Source organism: Cellulosimicrobium sp. I38E, assembly GCF_001647255.1.
GTDB lineage: Bacteria > Actinomycetota > Actinomycetes > Actinomycetales > Cellulomonadaceae > Cellulosimicrobium > Cellulosimicrobium cellulans_E.
The window spans coordinates 37,484-61,114 of sequence record NZ_LUAZ01000019.1; the positions used below are offsets into that span (position 1 = coordinate 37,484).

The 23,631-nt window shown below is 74.8% G+C and carries 22 protein-coding genes; all 22 read left to right on the plus strand.

The annotated features are described in order from the left end of the window. Nucleotides 1–44 precede the first annotated feature (44 nt). The 22 genes from A0J59_RS06940 to dprA all read left to right on the plus strand — a co-directional run bounded on the left by A0J59_RS06940 (nucleotide 45) and on the right by dprA (nucleotide 23,534). Nucleotides 45–1,775, plus strand: a complete 1,731-nt coding sequence (locus tag A0J59_RS06940) for an MDR family MFS transporter (protein WP_064315667.1) — start codon at nucleotides 45–47, stop codon at nucleotides 1,773–1,775. Between the two features lie 4 nt (nucleotides 1,776–1,779). Then, entirely contained in the window at nucleotides 1,780–2,274 is a 495-nt protein-coding gene (locus tag A0J59_RS06945) for a DUF4233 domain-containing protein (protein WP_369799755.1), read from the plus strand. Between the two features lie 76 nt (nucleotides 2,275–2,350). Beyond that, nucleotides 2,351–2,803, plus strand: a complete 453-nt coding sequence (ndk, locus tag A0J59_RS06950) for a nucleoside-diphosphate kinase (RefSeq protein WP_047232694.1) — start codon at nucleotides 2,351–2,353, stop codon at nucleotides 2,801–2,803. 145 nt (nucleotides 2,804–2,948) lie between these two features. Continuing rightward, complete coding sequence (smc, locus tag A0J59_RS06955) at nucleotides 2,949–6,506, plus strand: chromosome segregation protein SMC (RefSeq protein ID WP_172820032.1); 3,558 nt, start codon at nucleotides 2,949–2,951, stop codon at nucleotides 6,504–6,506. 150 nt (nucleotides 6,507–6,656) lie between these two features. Then, entirely contained in the window at nucleotides 6,657–7,037 is a 381-nt protein-coding gene (locus A0J59_RS06960; RefSeq protein ID WP_053371602.1) for a hypothetical protein, read from the plus strand. Between the two features lie 51 nt (nucleotides 7,038–7,088). Then, the gene (gene ftsY, locus A0J59_RS06965) at nucleotides 7,089–8,279 is read left to right on the plus strand and encodes a signal recognition particle-docking protein FtsY (RefSeq protein WP_047232643.1); all 1,191 of its coding nucleotides are present in this window, start codon (nucleotides 7,089–7,091) and stop codon (nucleotides 8,277–8,279) included. Between the two features lie 215 nt (nucleotides 8,280–8,494). Next, the gene (locus A0J59_RS06970; protein ID WP_047232644.1) at nucleotides 8,495–9,808 is read left to right on the plus strand and encodes an ammonium transporter; all 1,314 of its coding nucleotides are present in this window, start codon (nucleotides 8,495–8,497) and stop codon (nucleotides 9,806–9,808) included. After that, on the plus strand, nucleotides 9,805–10,143 hold the full coding sequence (locus tag A0J59_RS06975; RefSeq protein WP_047232645.1) for a P-II family nitrogen regulator: 339 nt from the start codon (nucleotides 9,805–9,807) through the stop codon (nucleotides 10,141–10,143). Before A0J59_RS06970 ends, A0J59_RS06975 begins: the two co-directional genes overlap by 4 nt. Before the next feature lie 16 nt (nucleotides 10,144–10,159). Further along, the gene (locus A0J59_RS06980; protein WP_082141164.1) at nucleotides 10,160–12,022 is read left to right on the plus strand and encodes a [protein-PII] uridylyltransferase; all 1,863 of its coding nucleotides are present in this window, start codon (nucleotides 10,160–10,162) and stop codon (nucleotides 12,020–12,022) included. 110 nt (nucleotides 12,023–12,132) lie between these two features. Continuing rightward, nucleotides 12,133–13,743 (plus strand): signal recognition particle protein, encoded by a 1,611-nt coding sequence (gene ffh / locus A0J59_RS06985; protein WP_047232646.1) that lies wholly within the window; start codon nucleotides 12,133–12,135, stop codon nucleotides 13,741–13,743. 148 nt (nucleotides 13,744–13,891) lie between these two features. Further along, nucleotides 13,892–15,016, plus strand: coding sequence for an amidohydrolase family protein (locus A0J59_RS06990; protein WP_053371604.1), 1,125 nt, complete (start codon nucleotides 13,892–13,894; stop codon nucleotides 15,014–15,016). Nucleotides 15,017–15,187: 171 nt separating this feature from the next. Then, on the plus strand, nucleotides 15,188–15,625 hold the full coding sequence (gene rpsP / locus A0J59_RS06995) for a 30S ribosomal protein S16 (protein ID WP_047232648.1): 438 nt from the start codon (nucleotides 15,188–15,190) through the stop codon (nucleotides 15,623–15,625). After that, complete coding sequence (locus A0J59_RS07000) at nucleotides 15,625–15,864, plus strand: RNA-binding protein (protein WP_024840519.1); 240 nt, start codon at nucleotides 15,625–15,627, stop codon at nucleotides 15,862–15,864. Before rpsP ends, A0J59_RS07000 begins: the two co-directional genes overlap by 1 nt. Before the next feature lie 140 nt (nucleotides 15,865–16,004). Then, entirely contained in the window at nucleotides 16,005–16,598 is a 594-nt protein-coding gene (gene rimM / locus A0J59_RS07005; RefSeq protein WP_047232649.1) for a ribosome maturation factor RimM, read from the plus strand. A 2-nt stretch (nucleotides 16,599–16,600) separates the two neighbouring features. After that, nucleotides 16,601–17,416, plus strand: coding sequence for a tRNA (guanosine(37)-N1)-methyltransferase TrmD (gene trmD, locus A0J59_RS07010; protein WP_047232650.1), 816 nt, complete (start codon nucleotides 16,601–16,603; stop codon nucleotides 17,414–17,416). A gap of 275 nt (nucleotides 17,417–17,691) precedes the next feature. Beyond that, nucleotides 17,692–18,051, plus strand: a complete 360-nt coding sequence (gene rplS, locus A0J59_RS07015) for a 50S ribosomal protein L19 (RefSeq protein WP_047232651.1) — start codon at nucleotides 17,692–17,694, stop codon at nucleotides 18,049–18,051. Nucleotides 18,052–18,194: 143 nt separating this feature from the next. Beyond that, nucleotides 18,195–18,998, plus strand: coding sequence for a signal peptidase I (gene lepB, locus A0J59_RS07020; protein ID WP_255365054.1), 804 nt, complete (start codon nucleotides 18,195–18,197; stop codon nucleotides 18,996–18,998). Next, the gene (locus A0J59_RS07025) at nucleotides 18,995–19,852 is read left to right on the plus strand and encodes a ribonuclease HII (protein ID WP_369799756.1); all 858 of its coding nucleotides are present in this window, start codon (nucleotides 18,995–18,997) and stop codon (nucleotides 19,850–19,852) included. The genes lepB and A0J59_RS07025 overlap by 4 nt, the downstream gene beginning before the upstream one ends. 37 nt (nucleotides 19,853–19,889) lie before the next feature. Then, on the plus strand, nucleotides 19,890–20,189 hold the full coding sequence (locus A0J59_RS07030; protein ID WP_024840525.1) for a DUF2469 domain-containing protein: 300 nt from the start codon (nucleotides 19,890–19,892) through the stop codon (nucleotides 20,187–20,189). 114 nt (nucleotides 20,190–20,303) lie between these two features. Beyond that, nucleotides 20,304–20,663 carry a YraN family protein gene (locus tag A0J59_RS07035; RefSeq protein WP_047232652.1) on the plus strand — a complete coding sequence of 120 codons (360 nt, stop codon included), beginning with the start codon at nucleotides 20,304–20,306 and terminating at the stop codon, nucleotides 20,661–20,663. Beyond that, complete coding sequence (locus A0J59_RS07040) at nucleotides 20,663–22,201, plus strand: YifB family Mg chelatase-like AAA ATPase (RefSeq protein ID WP_064315668.1); 1,539 nt, start codon at nucleotides 20,663–20,665, stop codon at nucleotides 22,199–22,201. The genes A0J59_RS07035 and A0J59_RS07040 overlap by 1 nt, the downstream gene beginning before the upstream one ends. Beyond that, nucleotides 22,194–23,534, plus strand: a complete 1,341-nt coding sequence (gene dprA / locus A0J59_RS07045) for a DNA-processing protein DprA (RefSeq protein ID WP_082918810.1) — start codon at nucleotides 22,194–22,196, stop codon at nucleotides 23,532–23,534. The genes A0J59_RS07040 and dprA overlap by 8 nt, the downstream gene beginning before the upstream one ends. Nucleotides 23,535–23,631: the final 97 nt, after the last annotated feature.

The window sequence follows — 23,631 nt, forward strand, 5'->3', positions numbered from 1 at the left end:
GCCCGTCGGCGCGCCCCCGCCCGTCCTGACCGAACCGGATCCTCATGGCCTCCTCCACCGCTGCACCGCCCGTCGACGGCGGCAAGCCTCTCGTCGTGCTCACCCCGCGCACCGTGTGGGTGATCTTCGGCGCGCTCATGGCGTCGATGTTCCTGTCCTCCCTCGACCAGTCGATCGTCGGTACCGCGATGCCGACGATCGTCGGCGAGCTCCACGGCGTCGAGCACCAGGGCTGGGTCATCACGGCCTACATCCTGGCGATCGCGATCGTCATGCCTCTCTACGGCAAGTTCGGCGACCTCTGGGGTCGTCGGTGGCCGTTCCTCGTCGCGATCGGGCTCTTCACGATCGCGTCGGCGGGCGCGGGCTTCGCGCAGTCGTTCCCCGAGCTCGTCGCCTGGCGCGGCGTGCAGGGCCTCGGCGGCGGCGGCCTGATGATCCTGTCGCAGGCGATCATCGCCGACATCGTGCCCGCCAAGGACCGCGGCAAGTACATGGGCCCGATGGGCGCACTGTTCGGCATCGCGGCCGTGATCGGCCCGCTCCTCGGCGGCTGGTTCACCGAGGGCCCGGGCTGGCGCTGGGCGTTCTGGATCAACGTCCCGATCGGCGTCGCGGCGTTCGTCGTCGCGTGGGTCGCGCTCAAGCTCCCGTCGCACCGCTCCGGCCGCAAGATCGACGTCGCCGGCATCTTCTTCCTCGTCGTGGCCACGTCCGGCATCGTGCTCGTCACGAGCTGGGAGTCGCTGACCAGCTCGCGCGGCTACGACTGGTCCGACCCGTGGCTCCTCGGCCTCGTGGCCGCCGTGGTCGTCTCGGTCGCCGCGTTCGTCGTGGTGGAGAACCGCGCCGAGGAGCCGCTGCTCCCGCTGCACCTGTTCAAGAACCGGACGTTCACGATCGCGACCCTCATCGGCCTCGTGCTCGGCATGGGCATGTTCTCGGCGCTCGCCTTCCTGCCGACGTTCCTCCAGATGTCCACCGGCGCGGGGGTCACCGAGTCCGGGTTCCTCATGCTCCCGATGATGGTCGGCGTCATGCTCACGGCGATCGGGTCGGGTATCGCGATCACGAAGACCGGCCGCTACAAGATCTACCCGGTGCTGGGCCTCGCGATCACCGCTGCCGGCATGGTGTGGCTCACGCGCATCACGGGCGACATGTCGATGTGGCTCTTCGGCGCGATGATCTTGGTCATGGGCGCCGGCATGGGCCTCGTCATGCAGACGATCGTCCTCGCGGTGCAGAACTCGGTCGACCCGCACGAGATCGGGACGGCGACGAGCGCGAACAACTTCTTCCGCGAGATCGGCGCGGCCGTCGGCACGGCGCTGTTCAGCACCATCTTCACGTCGCGCCTCGCCGACAACCTCGAGGGCGTCTTCGCGGGGCTGCCCGCCGGCTCCGCGCCCGCCGGGGCCGAGGGGTCGTCGCTCACGCCCGAGATGGTGCAGCAGCTCCCCGAGCCGATCCACACCGGCGTCGTCGACGCGTTCACCGACGCGCTCGCCCCCGCCTTCTGGTACCTCGTCCCGCTCGTGCTCGTCGGGTTCGTCCTCGCGCTCTTCCTGCGCGAGGTCAAGCTCTCCGACGTCGCCGGGATGGTCGCGCGCGGCGAGGCCGTCGCGGACCACGGCGACCTCGTCGAGGACGCCCCGGCGCAGGGCGCGGACGGCACGGAGGACGACGTGGTCGTCGTGACCGCGGGCGGCGGTCCCGGCACCGGCGACGACCGGCCGGAGGGCCGGGAGCGCGACGGCGCGCCGGTATCCTGACCGGGTGAGCACCTCGCCGTCGCAGCCCGCCGCGCAGCCGTCCCGCCACGGCCGCGCGGCGGGCCCGGTGCGCCCGTCCCCGGGCGACTGCATCAAGCCGAAGAAGCCCGCGAAGGTCCAGTTCGCGTCGACCACGCTGCTGCTCGAGGCCTTCCTCGTGGTGTTCGCCACGCTCGTCGCCTACGGGCTGCGCGACGTGCCCTACTCGCGGGGGCCGCTCGAGCTGCCGAGCGCGACGTCGATCTGGCTCGTGGGCGGCGTCCTCGCCGTCGTGCTCGTGGTCCTCTCCCGCATGGTCGGCACGCCGGGCGGCTACGTCGCCGGGTCGGTCGTCCAGGTGCCGGTCCTGGCCTTCGGGCTCGTGGTGCCCATGATGTTCGTCGTCGGCGGCCTCTTCGTCGTGCTGTGGGTCGTCTCGATCCGGCTCGGCGGGCGCATCGACCGCGAGCGCGCGGCGTACGACGCCGAGCACCCCGAGACCGCTCCCAACGCCGACTGAGGCGAGGCGCGCCCGCGCCCTCGCGCGGGTGGTCACGGCGTCCCGCACGCCGGTGCGGCCGGTAGGCTCGGCGACCATGACCGACGTCGCACCTGCACTGACCGAGACCATCGAGCGCACCCTCATCCTCGTCAAGCCCGACGGCGTCCGCCGCGGCCTGTCCGGCGAGGTCCTGCGCCGGGTCGAGGCCAAGGGCTACACGCTCGCCGCCGTGCGTCTGCTCGACGCGACGCCCGAGCTGCTCGCGGCGCACTACGCCGAGCACGAGGGCAAGCCGTTCTACCAGCCGCTCGTCGACTTCATGCTGTCGGGCAAGGTGCTCGCGGTCGTCGCCGAGGGTCAGGGCGTCATCCCCGGCTTCCGCTCCCTCGCGGGCGCGACGAACCCGACCGAGGCGCTCCCCGGCACCATCCGCGGCGACCTCGGCCGCGACTGGGGCCTCAAGGTCCAGCAGAACCTCGTCCACGGTTCCGACTCGCCCGAGTCCGCCGCGCGCGAGATCGCGCTCTGGTTCCCCGAGCTCGGCTGACGCACCGGCACGCAGCACCGCGCCCCGTCTCGGCCGCACCGGCCGGGGCGGGGCGTCTCGCGTCCGGGCACCCCCGGCGACGGCGCCCGGCCGCGCGGGGCGCAGATCCGCGGGTTCGTCGGGGGCCGCCACTAGGCTCGGGTCCGTGCACCTCAAGACCCTGACGCTGCGCGGCTTCAAGTCGTTCGCGTCCGCGACGACGCTGAGCTTCGAGCCCGGGGTCACGTGCGTCGTCGGGCCGAACGGCTCGGGCAAGTCCAACGTCGTGGACGCGCTCGCGTGGGTCATGGGGGAGCAGGGCGCCAAGACCCTGCGCGGCGGCAAGATGGAGGACGTCATCTTCGCCGGCACGGCGGGGCGCCCGCCGCTCGGCCGTGCCGAGGTCTCCCTGACGATCGACAACACCGACGGCGCGCTGCCGATCGACTACACCGAGGTGACGATCTCCCGCACGCTGTTCCGCAGCGGCGGCTCCGAGTACGCGATCAACGGCTCCGCGTGCCGCCTGCTCGACATCCAGGACCTCCTCTCGGACTCCGGCCTCGGCCGGGAGATGCACGTGATCGTCGGGCAGGGACAGCTCGACGCCGTCCTGCGCGCGACGCCCGAGGACCGGCGCGGCTTCGTCGAGGAGGCCGCCGGCGTCCTCAAGCACCGCAAGCGCAAGGAGAAGGCGCTCCGCAAGCTCGACGCGATGCAGGCCAACCTCACCCGGCTCGCCGACCTCACGACCGAGATCCGTCGCCAGCTCGGCCCGCTGGGCCGCCAGGCCGAGATCGCCCGCAAGGCCGCGACGATCCAGGCCGACCTGCGCGACGCGAAGGCTCGCCTGCTCGCGGACGACCTCGCCCAGCTCACCGCCACCCTGGAGCAGGAGATCGCCGACGAGGCGGCGCTGCGCGCCCAGCAGGCGGACGTCGAGCGCGCGCTCGCCACGGCGCGCGACGGGCTCGGCCGGCTCGAGCGCGAGGCGGCCGAGGCTGCGCCCGCGCTCGGTGCCGCGACCGACGTGTGGTTCCGGCTCTCGTCCCTGCGCGAGCGCCTGCGCGGCACGCAGACGCTCGCGGAGGAGCGGGTCCGTCTGCTCGGTCGCCCGGAGCCTGCCCAGCGCGGCCAGGACCCCGACGAGCTCGAGGCCCAGGCGGAGCGGGTGCGCGCGACCGAGGCCGAGCTCGAGGCCGAGGTCGCGCGCGCACGGGACGCGCTCGCGGCGGCCGTCGCGGACCGTGAGGACGTCGAGCGGTCGGCGGGCGAGGCCGAGCGCGCGGTCGCGACCCTGCTCCGCGGTGCCGCCGACCGCCGGGAGGGCCTCGCGCGTCTCGCGGGCCAGGTCGCCGCGCAACGCACCCGGGTCGAGGCCGCGGAGGCGGAGATCGGGCGGCTCCGCGAGTCGCTGGCGGAGGCCGAGCTCCGGGGCACCCAGGCGCGCACCGACTTCGCGGTGCTGGAGACCCAGGTGGTCGGGGCCGAGGAGGGCGAGGAAGGTCTCGACGCCGAGCACGAGGCCGCGGCCGACGAGGTCGAGCGGACGACGACCGTCGTGCGGGAGCTGGAGGACGAGGCCTCTGCCGCAGATCAGGAGCGCGCCACGTGGAGCGCGCGGATCGAGGCGCTCGAGCTGAGCCTCGACCGCAAGGACGGCGCCGGTGCCCTGCTCGCCGCCGACGGCGTCGGCGTGGTGGGGTCGCTCGCGGCGCTGCTGGGCGTCGAGGCCGGGTACGAGGACGCGGTCGCCGCGGCGCTGGGGCCGGCCGCGGACGCCGTCGCCGTCGAGTCGGTCGACGCCGCCGTCGACGCGCTGCGCTACCTGCGCACCGAGGACGCCGGCCGGGCCGGGCTCGTCGTCGCGGTCGACGCGGCGCAGGGGAGCGGGCGCGACGCGGCCGCCCTGCCGGACGGCGCGCGCTGGGCCGTCGACGTCGTGACGGCGGGCGGGGGCGTGGGTCACGCCGTGCGCGCCCTGCTCACGGGCGTCGCCGTCGTCGACGACCTCGCGCAGGCACGCGCCCTGGTGGCCCGGCACCCCGGCGTCGCGGTCGTGACGCGCGGGGGCGACCTCCTGGCGACGACGCGCGCGTGGGGCGGGTCGGCGTCGGCGCCGAGCGTGCTGCACCTGCAGTCGGCGCTCGACGAGGCTCGCACCGCGCACGCCGACGCGACCGGCCGCGCCGAGCGCGCCCGGTTCGCCCTCGCGGGCGCGCGCGAGGCCGCGCAGGAGGCGCGGGCGCGCTACGAGGACACGCTCGACCGGCTCAACGAGTCGGACGCGCAGCTCGCCGCGGTCGCGGAGCAGCTCGGGCACCTGGGGGCGACGGCACGCTCGGCGGCCGCGGAGGCCGAGCGGGTCCGCGCCTCGCTCGCGCGCGCGTCGCAGGGCGTCGACGACGCGCGCGAGGCGCTCGCGGGTCTCGTGGATCGGCTCGACGCGGCGGAGGCGGCGCCGGAGCAGTCGGAGGAGGCCGTCGCCGAGGCGTCGGCGGAGCGCGACCGCCTCCTGGCCCTCGCCTCGGCGGCGCGCACCACGGAGACCGAGGCGCGCCTCGCGCTGCGGACGAGCGAGGAGCGCGCGCGGGCCGTGGCCGGCCGCGCGCAGTCGCTGGCCCGGGCCGCCGCGACGGAGCGCGAGGCGCGCGACCGGGCGGCGCGGCGGGAGGCCGCGCGGGTGCGGCAGGCCGAGCGCGCCTCGGCGGTGCGCGACGGCGCCGTGCGTGCCCTGGGCGCGGTCGACCGCTCGCTCGCGCGTGCAGGGGCCGAGCGCGAGGCCGCCGAGGCCGCGCGCGCCGAGCGTGACGCCGCGGTGACGGCGGCCCGGCGCGAGGTCGACGACCTCGCCTCCCGGCTCCGGGAGCTGACCGACGTCGCGCACCGCGACGAGGTCGCGCGGGCGCAGCAGCAGCTGCGGATCGAGCAGCTCCAGGCGCGCAGCGTCGACGAGCTCGGCCTCGACCCCGCCGTCCTCGTCGAGGAGCTCGGGCCGCACCGTGAGGTCCCGGTCGCGTCCGACGACGACGCGCCGCGCACGGTGCCCTACGACCGCGCGACCCAGGAGAAGCGGCTGCGCGCCGCCGAGCGCGACCTGGGCCGCCTCGGCAAGGTGAACCCGCTCGCGCTCGAGGAGTTCGCGGCGCTCGAGGAGCGGCACAAGTTCCTCGCGGACCAGCTCGCCGACCTCAAGAAGTCGCGCGCCGACCTCCTGGAGATCGTCAAGGAGATCGACGAGCGGGTCGAGCGGGTGTTCGCGGACGCGTACCGCGACACCGCCGAGCAGTTCGAGCGGGTGTTCGCGCGCATGTTCCCCGGCGGCGAGGGGCGGCTCGTGCTCACGGACCCGGACGACATGCTCACGACCGGGATCGAGGTCGAGGCGCGACCGGCGGGGAAGAAGGTCAAGCGGCTCTCGCTGCTGTCCGGCGGCGAGCGCTCGCTCACGGCGGTCGCGCTGCTCGTGGCGATCTTCAAGGCACGCCCCTCGCCGTTCTACGTCATGGACGAGGTAGAGGCAGCGCTGGACGACGTCAACCTGGGCCGTCTCCTGGAGATCTTCCGGGAGCTCCAGGAGGACTCGCAGCTCATCGTCATCACCCACCAGAAGCGCACGATGGAGATCGCCGACGCGCTCTACGGGGTGACGATGCGCGGCGACGGTGTGACGACCGTCATCAGCCAGCGGATGAACGAGGCACGCGAGGACGTCCCGGTGTGAGGGGACTCACCCGGTGCGCGAGCACCCTGCCGACCTGCGTCGATGCCTCGAAATCGTTGGAATTCCGCGCCTTGTGAAGATGTGGTGCTGATCGGACGGCACGGCGTGGCACCGCTCGCGGCACGTGCCTCGACCCGGATACTGGACCTCATGGTCTGGATGTTCGTGTGGCTGGGGCTCACGCTCGGCGTCGCCGCCGTCGTGTTCCTGTTCGCGAGCGTCGTCGCGCGCTCCGAGGCCCAGTCGTCGGGCGCGCAGGGGGACCGGTCCGGAGACGAGGGGATGCGCGCGTTCTGGCGCGACTTCCGGTCGGGGCTGCGTCGGCGGCGTCGGCGCGGGAGCCTCGACGCGCACCACGTCGGGACCGTGCGCATGCCCCGGCCGGTCGACACGAGCATCGACGACTTCTTCACCGCGACCGAGGTGACGTCCAACGCGTACGTCGACGCGGAGGAGCTGACCGACGTCCTGCACCGCGCCCGCGAGCGCGTGCGGCCGCTGCACACGGGGGAGCGTCCTCCGCAGGCGTAGCCGCCGCGTCACCACCGCGTGACCTCGGCCCTCGTCTGAGAGACTTCCGGGGTGAACGACCTCCTCCCGCTCTGGATCGTCCTCGGCGTCGTCCTCCTCGTCGCCCTCGCCACCGTCGGGACCGTGACGGTCCGCCGGCGCGCTCGCCGCGACGTCGTCGAGCCGCCGCCCGCTGCGCCCGCCGCGCCTCCGACGACACCCGACACCGGCACGGCTCCGCCCGGGACCGTGTCGGTCGAGGCCCCGCCCGAGGTCGAGGAGCCGGCGGCAGCCGCGACCGCTCCCGCGATCGAGCGACCGGAGCCCGTCGGCGGCCGGCTCGTCCGGCTGCGCGAGCGGCTCGCCCGCTCCGGCTCCCCCCTGGGCGCCCGCCTGCTCTCGGTGCTGTCGCGCGACCACCTCTCGGAGGACGACTGGGACGAGCTCGAGGAGACCCTCCTGCTCGCGGACGTCGGCGCCGGGCCGGCGGGGGAGCTCATCGACGCGCTGCGCACCAAGGTCCGCGTGCTCGGCGTCCGCGACGCCGCGAGCGTGCGGGACCTGCTGCGCACCGAGCTCGTCGCCCTCGTCGACCCGTCGCTCGACCGCTCGCTCGCGACGTCGCCCACGACGGGGGAGGACGGCTCCGCGGTCCCGGCGGTCGTGCTCGTCGTCGGCGTCAACGGCACCGGCAAGACGACCACCGTGGGCAAGCTGGCGCGCGTGCTCGTCGCGGAGGACCGCAGCGTCGTGCTCGGCGCGGCGGACACGTTCCGCGCCGCGGCGGCGGACCAGCTCGAGACGTGGGGCTCGCGCGTGGGCGTGCCGACCGTGCGGTCGGACCGCGACGGCGCCGACCCCGCCGCGGTGGCGTTCGACGCCGTGCGCCGCGGCCGCACCGAGGGCGTGGACGTCGTGCTCGTCGACACCGCCGGGCGGCTCCAGAACAAGCAGGGCCTGATGGACGAGCTGGGCAAGATCCGGCGCGTCATCACCAAGGAGGCGCCGCTCTCCGAGGTCCTCCTCGTCCTCGACGCGACGACGGGGCAGAACGGCCTCAACCAGGCGCGCGTGTTCGGCGAGGTCGCCGGCGTGACGGGCATCGTCCTGACGAAGCTCGACGGGACGGCACGAGGGGGCATCGTCGTCGCGGTGCAGCGCGAGCTGGGCGTTCCCGTGAAGCTCGTCGGGCTGGGGGAGGGTCCCGACGACCTCGCCCCGTTCGACCCGGAGCAGTTCGTCGACGGCCTCCTCGGCGACTGACGGGCCGCTCGCCGCGGGTCACGATCGTGTCACGCCGTGATCACGAGCGTGTCGCGATCCGGACGCCGCGCCCCACCCGCACGGGGGTGAAACGGAACGTTTACGTCCGAGCGAGGCTTGTCACACCCGCGTAACACGGTGACACCGCGGGGGAAACCCGCCCGCACCACCGTAGTCCCCGACCGGCCGCCCGGCTGGCGAGGGGAGATGATCCGATGGAGTGGGACACCGGGGCAACCGCGTGGATGCTGACCTCAGCATCCCTCGTGCTCCTGATGACGCCCGGACTGGCGTTCTTCTACGGCGGCATGGTCCGCGCCAAGTCCGTGCTGAACATGATGATGATGTCGTTCGGCGCGATGGCCGTCGTGGGCGTCGTCTACGTGCTGTGGGGCTGGTCGATGTCCTACGGCGAGGCCGGGACGGGTGGCCTCGTCGCCAGCCCGTTCGCGCAGTTCGGCCTCTCGGGCGCGATCACGGACGCCGACGGCAGCGCCGTGGCGAGCACGCTCGGCAACTACCCGAACGTGGTGGACATCGCGTTCCAGGTGACGTTCGCGATCATCACGGTCGCGCTCATCTCGGGTGCGCTGGCCGACCGCGTGAAGTTCGGCACCTGGCTCACCTTCACGGCGATCTGGGTCACCGTGACGTACTTCCCGCTCGCCCACATGGTCTGGGGCGGTGGCTTCCTCTCGGGCAACGAGAACGGCCTCGCGGCGAGGATCTTCGGGGTGACCGACGGCGCCGCCACGGTCGCGCCGATCGACTTCGCGGGCGGCACCGTCGTCCACATCAACGCCGGTGTCGCGGCCCTCGTGCTCGCGATCCTCATCGGCAAGCGCAAGGGCTTCGGCAAGGAGCCGATGCGCCCGCACAACCTGCCGTTCGTCATGCTCGGCGCGGCCCTCCTGTGGTTCGGCTGGTTCGGGTTCAACGCGGGCTCGGCCTTCGGGGCGAACGAGACCGCGGGCCTCGCCTGGGTCAACACGACGAGCGCCACCGCGGCGGGCATCATCGGGTGGCTCCTCACGGAGAAGATCCGCGACGGCCACGCGACGTCGCTCGGTGCGGCCTCCGGCGTCGTGGCGGGCCTCGTCGCGATCACCCCGGCCGCCGGGGCCCTCAACCCCGTCACGTCGATCGTCCTGGGCCTCGTCGCCGGCGCGCTCTCCGCCCTCGCGGTGGGCCTCAAGTACCGGTTCGGCTACGACGACTCCCTCGACGTCGTCGGCGTCCACCTGGTCTCCGGCCTCTGGGGTACCGTCGCGATCGGCTTCCTCGCCACCGACACGGGCCTGTTCTTCGGCGGCGGCGCGCAGCAGCTCGTCGTCCAGGTCCTCATCGCCCTCGTCGCCATCGTGTTCTCGGCGGCCACCACGCTCGTCATCGGTCTGATCCTCAAGGTCACGATGGGCTGGCGGGTCAGCGAGGACGCCGAGGTCGGCGGCATCGACCTCGCGGTCCACGGCGAGACGGCGTACGAGTCCATCCAGCAGGGCAGCGTCATCAAGGAGGTGCGGGCATGAAGCTCGTCACGGGAATCATCCAGCCGCACCGGCTCGACGACGTGAAGTCGGCGCTCGAGGCCGCGGGCGTGCGGGGCATGACGGTCAGCGAGGCCAGCGGCTACGGGCGCCAGAAGGGCCACACCGAGGTCTACCGCGGCGCGGAGTACACGGTCGACCTGGTGCCCAAGGTCCGCATCGAGGTCCTCGTCGACGACGCCGACGCGACCGTGGTCACCGAGGTGATCGTCAAGGCCGCGCAGACCGGCAAGATCGGCGACGGCAAGGTCTGGACGGTCCCGGTGGACGACGTCGCCCGCGTGCGCACGGGCGAGCACGGCCCCGGCGCCCTGTGAGGCGACGGACCATCGGATGACCGACCACGCCGACACCCCGACCACGGGCGGGGTCGCAGGGGGATCGGCGGGGCGCCTCGGGCAGCAGCCGGGCGAGCAGAGCGCGGAGGTCCCGCACCCCGAGGGGGTGCGGGACCTCCGCGCGCGGATGCTCGACGTCGCGCGGTCCATGAGCGGACCAGGCCGCAGCGGGGTCGCGCGCCGGGCCGCCGTCGTCGACCTCGTGACGTCGTCCCTCCAGGACCTGTGGCGCGACGCGACCGACGGCGTCGCGGCCGACGGGATCGCGCTCGCCGCGGTGGGCAGCCTCGGCCGGGGCGACATGGGACCCGCGAGCGACCTCGACCTCGTCCTCGTCCACGACGGCCGCAGCCACACGGCCGACGACGTCGCACGGGTCGCCGAGCGCCTGTGGTACCCGCTCTGGGACGCCGGGGTCGACCTCGACCACTCGGTGCGCTCGCTCTCGCAGTGCCGCCAGGTGGCGTCCAAGGACGTCCCCGCCGCCGTGGGCTGGCTCGACGTGCGCGCGGTGGCAGGCGACGCGCTCGTCGTGCACCGGGCGTCGTCCGCGGTCCTCACCGACTGGCGCTCCGCGTCGCGGCGCCGCCTGCCCGACCTGCTCTCCTCGACGCGCGAGCGTGCCGAGCGGTCCGGCGAGCTCGCCTACCTCATCGAGCCCGACCTCAAGGAGTCGCGCGGCGGGATCCGGGACGCGGTCGTGCTCTCCGCCCTGGCCGCGACGTGGCTCACGGACCGTCCGCACGGGTCGGTCGACCGCGCGCACGCGCACCTGCTGGACGTGCGCGACACCCTGCAGGTCGTCACGGGCCGGCACACGAGCCGGCTCCTGCTGGCCGACCTGGACGAGGTCGCCGCGCTGTCCGGGTTCGACGACCCCGACGAGCTGCTCGCGAGCCTCGCCGCGGCCGGCCGCGAGGTCTCCTACGCGCTCGACACGACGGTCCGCCGCGCCCGCCAAGCCCTTCAGCGCCCCTCGATCGCCCGCCGTCCCGTCCTCGTCCGCGGCCGCCGGGCGGCACCGCGGCTGCGGTCCGTCGGCGACGGGCTCGTGGAGCACGACGGCGAGCTCGTCCTCGCGGTGGACGCCCACCCCGCGTCCGACCCGCTGCTGTCGCTGCGCGCCGCCGCCACGGCCGCCCGGACAGGTCTCACGCTCTCGCCGGTCTCGGTCGCGAGCCTCGCCCAGTGCCCGCCGCTGCCCGAGCCGTGGCCGCGGGCCGCGCGGGCGGCGTTCCTCTCGCTGCTGGGCTCGGGCCAGGCCCAGGTCGCCGTGTGGGAGGCGCTCGACCTCGCCGGCGTGGTGACCACGTGGATCCCCGAGTGGGCGGGCGTGCGGAACCGTCCGCAGCGCGCCGCCGTGCACCGGCACACCGTCGACCGGCACCTCGTGGAGGTGGTGGCGCGCGCGGCCCGGGACCGCAAGGACGTCGAGCGACCGGAGCTGCTCCTGCTGTCCGCGGTGCTGCACGACATCGGCAAGCGCGCGGGCGCCGTCGACCACTCGGTCGAGGGCGCGCGGCTGGTCCCCGCGATCCTCGGCCGCATGGGGTTCGAGCCCGACGTCGTGGTCGACGTGGAGCGCCTCGTGCGGCACCACCTGACGCTGTCGCGGCTCGCGGTGAGCGAGGACCCGGACGACCCGGCGACGGTCGCCGAGCTCGCCGACGCCGTCGACCACCGGCCGGACCTCCTCCGGGTGCTGCGCGCGCTGACCGAGGCGGACGCGTCGTCCCTCGGGCCGAGCGCGTGGACCGCGTGGCGGGCGCGGCTCGTCGACGACCTGGTGGGCGAGACCCTGCGCGCGCTGGGCGCTGCGCGGAACGACGTGCCGAGAGACCCGGACGCCGCCGGGTAGGCTGGTCCCTCGCGGACGGCCCGTCCTCTGCCAGCCCGCGCCCGGCCTCGGGCGACGGCAGCGGGAGGCCGCCGCGGACGAGACTTCCGACGACTGGTGAGGATGACGCGGTGTTCAACACGCTGTCGGACCGACTGACATCGACCTTCAAGAACCTGCGTTCCAAGGGCCGGCTGTCCGAGGCGGACATCGACGCGACGATCCGGGAGATCCGGCGCGCGCTGCTCGACGCCGACGTGGCGGTCCCCGTCGTGCGCGAGTTCAGCGCGACCGTGCGCGAGCGGGCGCTCTCGTCCGAGGTCTCGGGCGCGCTCAACCCGGCGCAGCAGGTCGTGAAGATCGTCAACGAGGAGCTCGTCGGCATCCTCGGCGGCGAGAGCCGCGGGCTGCGGTTCTCCAAGACGCCGCCGACGGTCATCATGCTCGCGGGCCTCCAGGGCGCGGGCAAGACGACGCTGGCCGGGAAGCTCGCGCTGCACCTGCGCGAGCAGGGGCACACGCCGCTCCTCGTCGCCGCGGACCTCCAGCGGCCGAACGCGGTCACCCAGCTCAGCGTCGTCGCCGAGCGCGCCGGGGTCCCGGTGTTCGCCCCGCACCCGGGCAACCAGAGCGGGGTCGAGGTCGACGACGTCATCGGCGACCCCGTCGCCGTCGCGCGCGAGGGCGTCGAGACGGCGCGGCAGCGCCAGCACGACGTCGTCATCGTCGACACCGCGGGCCGCCTCGGCCTCGACGCCGTCCTCATGCAGCAGGCCTCGGACATCCGTGACGCCGTGCAGCCCGACGAGGTCCTGTTCGTCATCGACGCGATGATCGGCCAGGACGCCGTCGCCACCGCGAAGGCCTTCGAGGAGGGCGTCGACTTCACGGGCGTCGTGCTCACCAAGCTCGACGGCGACGCGCGCGGCGGCGCCGCGCTCTCCGTCCGCGGGGTCACCGGCCGCCCGATCCTCTTCGCCTCCACGGGCGAGAAGCTCACCGACTTCGAGGCGTTCCACCCGGACCGCATGGCGTCGCGCATCCTCGACATGGGTGACGTCCTCACGCTCATCGAGCAGGCCGAGAAGGCGTTCGACGCCGAGCAGGCCGCGAAGATGGCGGAGAAGGTCGCCACGGGGCAGGACTTCACGCTCGCGGACTTCCTGGTGCAGATGCAGCAGATGAAGAACATGGGCTCGATGAAGAAGATGCTCGGGATGCTCCCGGGCATGGGCCAGATGCGCGAGGCGCTCGACAACTTCGACGAGCGCGAGGTCGACCGGATCGAGGCGATCATCCGCTCGATGACCCCCGCGGAGCGCGACAACCCGAAGATCATCAACGGGTCGCGCCGCGCACGCATCGCGCGTGGCTCCGGCGTGACGACGAGCGACGTCAACCAGCTCCTGGAGCGGTTCGCGGGCGCGCAGAAGATGATGCGGCAGATGAGCCGGGGCGGCGGGATGCCGGGGATGCCGGGCATGGGCAACCTCCCGGGCATGGGCGGCAAGAAGGCTCGCGGACGCCAGGCGCCGCAGCGCAAGGTCAAGGGCAAGTCGGGCAACCCGGCGAAGCGCGCCGCGCAGGAGCGCGCGGCCGCGGCGCGGGCGGCAGGAGAGGCCACGGGTCCGGCGGCACCGGCCGGCTCGGCGTTCGGCGTGGGCCGGACCGCCGAGCCTGCACAGCCGTCGTCGGACGACCTGCAGCTCCCGCCCGGGTTCGAGAAGCTGCTCGGCCGCTGACCGGGCCGACGTACCCGCGGCACGCCCCGTGCCCCGGGTGCGTCCCCGGGGCGCCCGGGCGCTAGGTTATGTCCGTGGCACCTGCCCGGTGCCGCCCCGCGCCCGCGAACCGGGCCGACCGTCCTGACCGTCCTCACCCAGGAGCCGCATGTCCGCGCTGGAAGGCCCCACGCTGCACGTCCGCGGCCACGTCATCGTCGGCGACGACCGCGAGGTGGGCGACCTGTGGGTCAAGGACGGGCGGATCAGCCTCACGCGGCCGTCGGCGCAGGGCACCAACATGGTCGAGCTCGAGGGCTGGGTGCTCCCCGGCCTCGTCGACGTGCACTGCCACGTCGGGCTGGGTGCCCAGGGCGCGGTCGACGCGGCGACGGCGCAGGACCAGGCCGTCACGGACCGCGACAGCGGCGTCCTCCTCGTGCGCGACGCGGGCTCGCCGCTCGACACGCGGTGGGTCCACGGGCGGCGCGACCTGCCGCGGCTCGTGCGGGCCGGCCGGCACCTCGCCCGCCCCAAGCGCTACCTGCGCGGCTACGGACTCGAGCTCGACGACGTCGCGCAGCTCCCCGAGGCCGTGCGGCGCGAGGCGCGCCAGGGCGACGGCTGGGTGAAGATCGTGGGCGACTGGATCGACCGCGACCTCGGGGCCGAGGGCGACCTGCGGCCGTTGTGGCCCGACGACGTCCTCGCCGAGGCCGTCGCCGCCGCGCACGCCGAGGCCGCGCGCGTCACCGTGCACGCCTTCTCCGAGGAGGTGATCCCGTCCCTGCTCGCCGCGGGCGTCGACGGGATCGAGCACGGTACGGGGATCGACCCCGACCTGATGTACGAGATCTCCGAGCGTGGGGTCGCGGTCACGCCCACCCTGCTGCAGATCGGCCAGTTCGAGGCGATCGCCCGGCAGGCCGACGAGAAGTACCCGGTGTTCGCCGCGCGCATGCGACGGCTCCACGAGCGACGGCACGAGCAGGCCCGGGCGCTGTACGAGGCGGGCATCCAGATCCTCGTGGGGACGGACGCGGGCGGGACGATCGGGCACGGCCGCCTCGCGGACGAGTGCGCCGAGCTCGTCGCCGCCGGTATCCCCGACGCGGCGGTCGTCGCGGCGGCGAGCTGGCAGGGCCGGGAGTACCTCGGCTACACGTCGCTCGTCGAGGGCGCCTCCGCGGACTTCGTCGTGTACCCGCAGGACCCGCGCCAGGACGTCGGCGTCCTGCGCGCGCCGACGGCGATCGTGCTCCGCGGCGAGATCGTCGCCCCGCACGCAGGCTGAGGGGCCGCGCGCAGGTTGGTCCCGGCCGGTCCGGTCTGGCACAATGTCCCGGTACTCGGCGTGCCCCGGCCCCTCTCTCCGGCGCGTGCCGTGTCCTGAACCCCTTCCTCGTCCTGTCCCCACGGGACGGGTCCGGGTTCGCCCGAACCAGAACCAGGAGAGACCACCACTGTGGCCGTCAAGATTCGTCTGAAGCGTCTCGGCAAGATCCGTGCGCCGTACTACCGTGTCGTCGTCGCGGACTCGCGCACCAAGCGTGACGGTCGCGTGATCGAGGAGATCGGCAAGTACCACCCGACCGAGGAGCCCTCGTTCATCGAGATCACCTCGGACCGCGCCCAGTACTGGCTCGGCGTCGGCGCGCAGCCGACCGAGCAGGTGCTCGCGCTCCTCAAGATCACGGGCGACTGGCAGAAGTTCAAGGGCCTGCCCGGGGCCGAGGGCACGCTCAAGGTCAAGGGCGAGAAGGTCGACCCGGCCGCCGCGATCGAGGCCGCCGCCGCGGACGCGGAGAAGGTCAAGGCCAAGGCTGCCGAGAAGAAGACCGAGGCTCCGGCCGAGGAGCCCGCCGACACGGCCGACGAGGCCGCTGCCGACGAGCAGGCCTGATGATCGCCGAGGCGCTCGAGCACCTCGTGCGCGGCATCGTGGACAACCCGGACGACGTCCGGGTGAACGCGAAGACGCTGCGTCGCGGTGACCTGCTCGAGGTCCGGGTGCACCCGGACGACCTCGGCCGCGTGATCGGTCGTGGCGGACGCACCGCCCGTGCCCTGCGCACGGTGATCGGCGCGCTCGCGACCGACGGGCCGGTCCGCGTCGACGTCGTGGACGTCGACCGCCGCTGAGGCCCGCACATCGTGCCCCGCGAGGGGCCACGGGCAAGGCCCGGCTCGCCGACCGGCGGGCCGGGCCTTCCTGTTCCCGCCGCCCGACCAGGTGCCGGACCGGCACCACCCCGACCAGGACCACCGGAGGAGTGACGACCATGGAGCTGACCGTCGCGCGCGTCGGCAAGGCGCACGGACTGCGTGGCGAGGTCGCGCTCGACCTGCGCACCGACGACCCCGAGGAGCGCCTCGCCGTGGGCGAGCGCCTGGAGACGCGCCCCGCGACGGCGGGGCCGCTCACGGTCGGGACCGTGCGGGTGCACCAGGGGCGGTGGCTCGTCGGCTTCGAGGGCGTCCGCGACCGCACCGCCGCGGAGGCCCTGCGCGGCGTCGAGCTCGTGGTCGAGGTCGACGCGTCCGACGAGGAGGACGCGTGGTACCCGCACGAGCTCGTCGGGCTCCGCGCGGAGGACCCGGACGGCCGGACGCTCGGGCGCATCGACGGACTCGAGCACCTGCCCGCGCACGACGTCCTCGTGCTGCGCGAGACCGGGGGCGCGCGCACGCTCGTCCCGTTCGTCCGGCAGATCGTCCCGCTCGTCGACGTGGCCGGAGGCCGGGTCGTGCTCGACCCGCCGGGCGGGCTGCTCGCGTCGGACGCGGACCGGCTCGAGGTAGCGAGCCCGGACGGCGGCGAGACGTCGCGCTCCGCCGCGAGCGAGCCGGGCGACCCGCGCGACGGCGAGGGCTGACCGTGCGCATCGACGTCGTTACGATCTTCCCCGACTACCTCGCCGCGCTGGACCTGTCGCTCGTGGGCAAGGCGCGTACGGCGGGGATCCTCGACCTGCGCGTCCACGACCTGCGGGACTGGACGACGGACCGGCACCGCACCGTCGACGACACGCCGTTCGGCGGCGGGGCGGGCATGGTCATGCGCCCCGACGTATGGGGCCGCGCGATCGACGACGTGGCGGGCCTCTCGGCCGGCACGCCGGACGCGGCGGGCGCCGTGCACCTGGTCGTGCCGACGCCGTCGGGCGAGACCTTCACGCAGCGCACGGCGGAGGCGCTCGCGACCGAGGAGCACCTCGTCGTCGCCTGCGGGCGCTACGAGGGGATCGACGCGCGCGTCGCCGAGCACTACCGGTCGGCCGGGATGCGGGTCAGCGAGCTGTCGATCGGGGACTACGTCCTCAACGGGGGAGAGGTCGCCGCGCTCGTCATGGTCGAGGCGGTCGGGAGGCTGCTGCCGGGCGTCGTCGGCAATCCCGAGTCGCTCGTCGAGGAGTCGCACGGCGCCGCAGGCCTGCTCGAGTACCCCGTGTACACGAAGCCGCCGGCCTGGGACGACCTCGAGGTGCCCGACGTGCTGCTCTCGGGCCACCACGCGCGCATCCACCGCTGGCGCCGCGACCAGGCCCTGCGCCGGACCGCCGTGCGGCGGCCGGACATGGTCCGCGCGCTGGACGTCGACACGCTCGACCGGCACGACCTGGAGGTCCTCGCCGAGGCCGGGTGGTCCGTCGTCGACGGCCGCCTCGACCGCGCCGGTCACGACGCCTCCTGACCCTCCGCGGTGCGCGCTGGGGTCGGGCGCCGGGCCCGGCTGCCGCCGGTCACCGGCATGTGGCAGAATAGTCGACCGGTGTGTGCCGCCCCGGAACCTCTGCCACAGGGGAGCCCGCGCCCGGATCCTCGGGCGGACTGGCACGACGGGTCGACGACCGCGAGGTGGTCGACCGTCCGCGCGCAGCACGGCACACCCCACCGACAGACGACGACGGCCCGGCGCGCCCGGGCCACGAGCACGCGTCCGACCTGTGGCGGACGAGGAGAAGCACCATGCACACGCTGGACAGCGTCGACGCAGCATCGCTGCGCAGCGACGTCCCGGAGTTCCGCCCCGGCGACACGCTCAAGGTCAACGTCAAGGTCGTCGAGGGCAACCGCTCCCGCGTCCAGGCGTTCCAGGGCGTCGTCATCGCCCGTCAGGGCAGCGGGGTCCGCGAGACGTTCACGGTCCGCAAGATCAGCTTCGGCGTGGGTGTCGAGCGCACGTTCCCCGTGCACTCGCCGTCCATCGACTCGGTCGAGGTCGTGACGCGCGGTGACGTGCGTCGTGCCAAGCTGTACTACCTCCGCGCGCTGCGCGGCAAGAAGGCGAAGATCAAGGAGAAGCGCGACACCGCGCCCGCTCGCTGATCGGCTGTCGGCAGGTACTGCCGCTCCGCTCGCACGACGGCGGCCGTCCCCTCGGGGCGGCCGCCGTCGTCGTTCCCCGCGACACGCGGTCCGCGGGCCGGTCCCGTTTCCCGGATCACGGTCCGAGGTGGCATGGTGAACGCGTGACCGACAGCGCCCCGCCCCGCGGCCCGCATCCCGACGCCGGCACCGAGCGTGAGGCGCTCGGCCCTCGGGACGACGAGGAGTCCCCGCACGGGCAGCACCTCGCCACGTCCCGCACGGAGCGTCCGGCGCGGAAGTCGTCGCTGCTGCGCGAGACGGCGATCATCGTGGTCAGCGCGCTGGTGCTGTCGCTGCTGATCAAGACGTTCCTGGTGCAGGCGTTCTTCATCCCGAGCGCGTCGATGGAGGACACGCTGGTCGAGGGCGACCGGGTGATGGTGTCCCGGCTCGTGCCGGGCGCGTTCGACGTGCACCGGGGTGACGTCGTGGTGTTCAAGGACCCGGGCGGGTGGTTGCCGCCGCCGGTGCCGCAGGCCGAGAGCCCGGTGTCGGAGGCGGTGCGCGCGGCGCTGACCTTCGTCGGTCTGCTGCCGCAGGACACCGGCGAGCACCTGATCAAGCGGGTGATCGGCACGCCGGGCGACCACGTGGTGTGCTGCGACGCGGAGGGGCGCGTGAGCGTCAACGGGGTGTCGATCGACGAGACGTACATCAAGCCGGGCTCGATCCCCAGCCAGGACCCGTTCGACCGGACGGTGCCGGAGGACATGCTGTTCGTCATGGGTGACAACCGGCAGAACTCGGCGGACTCCCGGTACAACACGGGCAAGCCCGGGGGCGGGTTCGTGCCGATGGGCAACGTCGTGGGGACGGCGTTCGTCAAGGTCTGGCCCCTGTCCCACCTGGGCCTGCTGCGCAACCCCGGCGACGTGTTCGCCGACGTGCCCGAGGTGGAGCCGTGACGCTGGACGCGGTCGCTCCTCCCGCCGGTCCGGTGCCGGGCTCGGCGCCCGCCGCCGCCCCGGCGCGCGTGCGTCGTGCCCCTGCGCGGCGCCGCCCGGACCTCCGGCAGGAGCGCGCGATGCTGCGCGACGGTGCCCGGCTCGTCGCCGGCATGGACGAGGTCGGGCGCGGAGCGCTCGCCGGACCGGTCTCGGTGGGCGTCGTGGTCGTCGACCTCGAGACGAAGCCCTGCCCTCCTGGTCTCACCGACTCCAAGCTCCTCACCGCGGCCGCGCGGGAGGCCCTCGTGCCGCTCGCCCGCGCATGGTCCGTCGCCTGGGCCGTGGGCCACGCCGGGCCCGCCGAGATCGACGCGCACGGCATCGTCGGTGCGCTGCGCCTCGCGGGCCGCCGGGCGCTCGCCCAGGTGCGGCGCACGGTCGGCGACGTCGACGCCGTCCTCCTGGACGGCAAGCACGACTGGCTCAGCCGTCCCTCGGCGGTGGACCTCTTCGAGGCGTTCGACCTCGACCCGCACGACGACGAGCGGCTCGTCGACCCGCGGGTGCGCACGCTGGTCAAGGCGGACCTCCAGTGCGCCTCGGTCGCCGCGGCGAGCGTCCTCGCGAAGACGGAGCGCGACGGTCTCATGACCAGCCTCGCGCGGCAGTACCCCGCCTTCGGGTGGGACCAGAACAAGGGGTACGGCGCGGCGGCGCACGTCGAGGCCCTGCGCGAGCACGGCCCGACGCCGCAGCACCGCCGGTCCTGGCGGCTGCCCGAGCGGGGGGACGAGGGTCTCGACACCCCCGCGTACGGCGAGCCCGTGGACGTCCTCGAGCTCGACCCGGACGCCGCGCTGCCCACGAGCTGAGGCGGGCGCCGAGCGCTCGATGGTCCATGATGGAGGCGTGAGCGCCGAAGACCTCGAGAACTACGAGACCGAGATGGAGCTCGCGCTGTACCGCGAGTACCGCGACGTGGTGGGCCTGTTCTCGTACGTGGTGGAGACCGAACGTCGCTTCTACCTGGCGAACCAGGTGGACCTCCAGGTGCGTTCCGCCGCGGGCGAGGTGTACTTCGAGCTGCGGCTCGCCGACGCGTGGGTGTGGGACGTGTACCGGTCGGCCCGGTTCGTGAAGTCGGTGCGCGTCGTGACCTTCAAGGACGTCAACGTCGAGGAGCTCGCGAAGGCCGAGCTCCAGCTCTGAGTACGGTCCTGGCCGTCCACAGGACGGCTTCCTGACGCTCCCGTCCACAGGCGGCCGCAGTCCTCTGGCACCGCGCCCTCCCCGTCGCCCACGGTGGGCGGCGGAGGTGAGCCCATGGGAGCGAAGGACGCCGTCGGGCGGTACGGGGAGAGGGTGGCCGCGGCCCACCTGGTCGAGGCGGGATGGACCCTGCTCGACCGCAACTGGCGCGGGACGCGCGGCGAGCTCGACGTCGTCGCGCTCGACGGGGACGTGCTGGTCGCCGTCGAGGTGAAGACGCGTCGTGGCACCGGCTTCGGGCACCCCGCCCAGGCCGTGACGCCCGCGAAGCTCGGTCGCCTGCGGCGGCTCACGGGGGAGTGGCTCGCGACCCACGACGTGCGCGCGCGGTCGGTCCGCATCGACGTCGTCGCCGTGCTCGTGGCGCGGGCGGGCGCCGCGCAGGTGGAGCACCTCGTCGGGGTGAGCGCCTGATGGGCCTCGGCACGACCCGGGCCGTCGCGCTCGTCGGGCTGTCGGGCCACGTCGTCGAGGTGCAGGCGCACCTCGCGGCCTCGGTGCCCGGGTTCGTGCTCGTCGGGCTCCCGGACGCGGCGCTCAGCGAGTCGAGGGACCGCGTGCGTGCGGCCGTCACGTCGTCGGGCATCGCCTGGCCGCAGCGCAAGGTCACGATCAACCTCTCGCCCGCCGCGCTCCCCAAGTCCGGCACGGGCTTCGACCTCGCGATCGCGGTCGCGCTCCTCGCCGGCGCCCAGGTCGTCCCGGTGCACGCCGTGGAGGACGTGGTGCACCTCGGTGAGCTGGGCCTCGACGGCCGCCTCCAGCCCGTGCGCGGCGTCCTGCCCGCGGTGGCGGCGGCCGTCGCCGCCGGGTTCGAGGAGGTCGTCGTGCCGGCGGCCGACGTCGAGGAGGCCCGGCTGGTCCCCGGTGCGCGCGTCGTGGGGGCGACCACCCTCGCGGACGTCGCCCGGCTCCACGGGGCGTCGCTCGACGACCCGGGCGGCGCCGCGTCCCCGGTCGTGGTGCCCCGGCCTGTCGCGGTACGCCCGCAGCCGGGCGACCTCGCGGACGTCGTGGGTCAGGAGGAGGCGCGGCACGCGCTCGAGGTCGCGGCGGCGGGAGGCCATCACCTCCTGCTCGTCGGGGCGCCGGGCGCGGGCAAGACGATGCTCGCGTCGCGGCTCCCCGGGATCCTGCCCGACCTCACGGAGGGCGAGGCCGTCGAGGTGACGGCCGTCCACTCGGTGGCCGGGGTGTTCGATCCCGGGACCGGGCTCGTGCGCCGTCCGCCGTACGAGGACCCGCACCACACGGCCACCCCGGCGGCGATCGTCGGGGGCGGCAGCGGCCTGCCCCGGCCCGGCGCCGCGTCGCGCGCCCATCGTGGGGTCCTCTTCCTGGACGAGGCGCCCGAGTTCGGAGCGCGCGTGCTCCAGACCCTGCGCCAGCCGCTCGAGCACGGCGAGCTCGTGATCCACCGGGCCGGCGGGACGGCGCGGTACCCCGCGCGCTTCCAGCTCGTCCTCGCGGCGAACCCGTGCCCGTGCGGCAAGGGCGTCGGCAAGGGTCTCGAGTGCACGTGCTCGCCCGTCGCGCAGCGCCGCTACTTCGGCCGGCTGTCCGGTCCGCTCCTCGACCGGGTGGACGTCCAGGTCGAGGTGCGGCCCGTCACACGGGTCGAGCGCGCGGGCGTGGGGCGGCCGGAGTCGAGCGCCGCGGTCGCGCGGCGGGTCGCCGCCGCCCGGGAGACGGCGTCCGCGCGCCTGGCGGGTACGCCGTGGCGGACGAACGCCGAGGTCCCCGGCACCTGGCTGCGCGACCGGCTCGGGCCCGACCCGGGCCTCCTGACGGACGTCGACACCGCGCTCGACCGCGGCACGCTGAGCCTGCGGGGAGCGGACCGGGTGCTGCGCCTCGCCTGGACCGTCGCCGACCTCGCCGGGCACGCCGCGCCCACGCGCGCCGACGTCGGCGCCGGGCTCGCGCTCCGGACACGGGGCTACCGTGGCTGAGCGCCGTGCGGGTCCGACGCCACCCGTGCGCCCGGCGTTCGACGTCTCTGACGACCGGCTCGCCCGGGCGGCGTGGTCACGCCTGGCGGAGCCGGGGGACGAGGTCGCGGTCGCGCTCGTCGAGCAGCTCGGGGCCTCGGGCGCGCTCGCCTGGCTCGTCGAGGCGGTGAACGACCCGGCGCGGGCCCGCCGGGAGCTCGTCGGGCTCGCGGAGTGCGCCGGCGACGACCGAGCCGGGCTGGAGCGGCTCCTCGGGGTGCCAGGGATCGGTGCAGCGGTGCCGACGGAGGACAGCGGCGCGCCGGTCCGCGACCCACGGAGCGGGCCCGTCGCGCGGCTCCTGCGCGCCGTCGCGCGCTGGGCGCCGCGGCTCGACGGCCTCGACCCCCGCCGCGAGCTCCACGTGCTGGAACGGCTCGACGGCTCGCTCGTCGTCCCGGGCGACCCGGGGTGGCCCACGGCACTCGACGACCTCGGGGCGGTCCGTCCGCTCGCGCTGTGGGTCCGTGGGTCGGACCGCCTGGCGGAGCTCGCGGCGCGGTCCGTGGCGGTGGTGGGGGCGCGCGCCTGCACGGACTACGGGCGCCACGTGACGGGGGAGATCGCCTCGGGACTCGCGGCGCGCGGGTTCACGGTCGTCTCCGGAGGGGCGTACGGCATCGACGCCGCGGCGCACCGCGCCGCGCTGGTGTCGTCCGCCCCGACGGTCGCGTTCCTCGCGGGCGGGGTGGACCGGCTCTACCCGGTCGGCAACACCGAGCTCCTCCGGGCCGTCGTGGGCACCGGCGGCGCCGTGGTGTCGGAGGTCCCGCCGGGCTCCGTGCCCAGCCGGGTCCGCTTCCTCCTGCGCAACCGGCTCATCGCGGCGTTCGCGGGTGCGACCGTGGTCGTGGAGGCGGCCTGGCGCTCCGGGTCGCTGAGCACGGCGGTGCGCGCCGCCGAGCTCTCCCGACCGGTCGGCGCCGTGCCCGGGCCGGTGACCTCCATGGCGTCGACCGGCTGCCACCGGCTCCTGCGCGACGGTGCCGCCGTGTGCGTCACCGACGCCGGCGAGGTCGCGGAGCTGGCCGGGGCGCTCGCGCGGGACGCGGCACCGGCGGCGCCGGCCGCGGGGACGCGCAGGGCGCCCCGCGACGCCGCGTACGACGGGCTCGACGCCGTCGAGACCCGGACGTGGGACGCCCTGCCGCTGCGCTCGGGCGCACCGACGGACGCGGTCGCCCGGTCGGCCGGGCTCGCCGTCTCGGAGGCCGTCGGTGCCCTCGGCCGGCTCGAGATCCGCGGCCTCGCCGAGCGGACGCCCGGCGGGTGGCGGCGCGTGCGCGCGGGGTGAGGAGGCCGGTCTGACGCGTCACGGCGGCGGCTGGCGAGGGCGGCGGCCGGAGCGCTTCCGGCGGGCTGAGGGGGCGGCCGGAGCGCCTCCGGCGGTC